The 1,505-nt window shown below is 42.0% G+C and carries 3 protein-coding genes; 1 reads left to right on the forward strand and 2 read right to left on the reverse strand.

The window, feature by feature from the left end; all coding sequences use genetic code 11:
- Positions 1-55: 55 nt before the first annotated feature.
- On the reverse strand, positions 56-427 hold the full coding sequence (locus Q369_RS0121980; RefSeq protein WP_031529889.1) for a winged helix-turn-helix transcriptional regulator: 372 nt from the start codon (positions 425-427) through the stop codon (positions 56-58).
- 120 nt (positions 428-547) lie between these two features.
- Between Q369_RS0121980 and Q369_RS0121985 the strand changes: the two genes are divergently transcribed.
- Positions 548-1,084: a DUF6022 family protein gene (locus Q369_RS0121985; protein ID WP_051664213.1), complete on the forward strand. Its 537-nt coding sequence runs from the start codon at positions 548-550 to the stop codon at positions 1,082-1,084.
- A gap of 226 nt (positions 1,085-1,310) precedes the next feature.
- Here Q369_RS0121985 and Q369_RS29400 read toward each other — a convergent pair.
- Positions 1,311-1,505: alpha/beta fold hydrolase (locus tag Q369_RS29400; protein ID WP_031529891.1), on the reverse strand; the 195-nt coding region annotated here is incomplete at its 5' end.

The raw sequence follows: 1,505 nt of genomic DNA on the forward strand, positions 1-1,505 counted from the left end.
TCGCCAATGCCTCTGTATGTGTATCTCATTTGAGGTTATATGAGAATCTAAGACGTTACTTTTTTAGCAGTTCAGAATGACTTAATATTCGAAGGTCCACTTCACTCATTAATTCCTGCCCATACTGGATCAGCTGGTCAATTACTGGTAATGCTCGTTGTCCTTTCTTTGTCAGTGCGTACTCTACCTTGGGTGGTTTTTCCTGATACACAGTGCGGGTAAGTAATCCCATACCTTCCAGCTCACGTAACTGGGTATAAAGCATTTTGTCAGTAATACGTGGGACCGCAAGTTTCAACTCACCGTATCGCTTGCCTGAATCTCTGAGGCAAATCAGAATCGGCATTTTCCACGTACCGCCAATGTGAGCAAATGCAAATTCGATAGGATTATAGTAGACCTTGTGATCGAAAATAAAGCTCTCCATAGGTATTTTATTGTTTTGATATTCAGTTTCTTATCCAAAAATGGTTATATACTAAAAAGTATATAAAGGAGGATCAAAAAAGGTTTTTATGCAGATTTGCATCAAACAAAATTAACGTTTATGCAATCAATTACACCTAAGAGCAACATTCAGGAAATTGCCGAGCAGACTCAGCTTCACATTAACAATTATTGGGAGATTGTCCTGGATAAGCACTCTGACAGGCTACAAAAAGCTTATGAAAAAATGGGTGATGGAGCTTACGGCCTCTATCTAGATTTACTTTTTAAACCTGTCTACGGGAAACTCAAAGACAGTGGCTTCAAAGTCATGCCCAAGCTGCCAGGTAATTTGAACATTTCGAGGGAATGGGGCAATGTCGATGAAACTGATCAACAGCGCTGGATGTGGAGTGTAATTAAATATCCCGATAAAAGCGATTGTGGCACAATCGTGGTGGAAGTCTATCATGACCATACTCAATTCCGCTTACCCAGGCCGCCAGCTATTTGCTGCATAACCCATACCAAACAGAAAGACATCATTGCCGAGCTTTCCCGCATCTCCCCTGATTTCAGTAATGCGAAAGATATGTTAACTGAGTATGCTGATTATCTGGCAAGGATGTCGGGGGAAACTCCCAATGGAAACGATTAGAAGCCCCCGGACCTCGAAGCGTCCCATCAGCATACAAGCCGACTCAGATGCGCAAAAATGCCAATGTTTAATTTTTAAGCACCTAGTTGAAGTGAAAGTATCCGTAAATGTTTGACACATCCCATTTCAGATGGAAGAGCGGTTGGAATGTGAACCACAGGATAGGCCTTATTTTGCTTAGAGTTCAAATGAATTAGAACCTATCATTAGCAGCACAAGGCCATAATCAATGATTGAACTGCCGGCGAGTACCTGATACCGCCCAACAAAACTTGTGGACCAGCGCTGATGTCTCTTCAAAGTTGGTAAGCAATAGCATATGTCCGCCGTCAAGGATGTGTAGATTTGCGTTAGGCAAGTCCCGTTGATAGCAATATGCTTCTTCCAAGCTGAAAAACGCATCATATTTCCCCCAAAGGAT

Source organism: Dyadobacter crusticola DSM 16708 (assembly GCF_000701505.1).
Taxonomy (GTDB): domain Bacteria; phylum Bacteroidota; class Bacteroidia; order Cytophagales; family Spirosomataceae; genus Dyadobacter; species Dyadobacter crusticola.

Coding starts and splice junctions, on each gene's coding strand:
- Q369_RS0121985 (WP_051664213.1), top strand. CDS start 548: ATGCAATCAATTACACCTAAGAGCAACATTCAGGAAATTGCCGAGCAG.
- Q369_RS0121980 (WP_031529889.1), bottom strand. CDS start 427: ATGGAGAGCTTTATTTTCGATCACAAGGTCTACTATAATCCTATCGAA.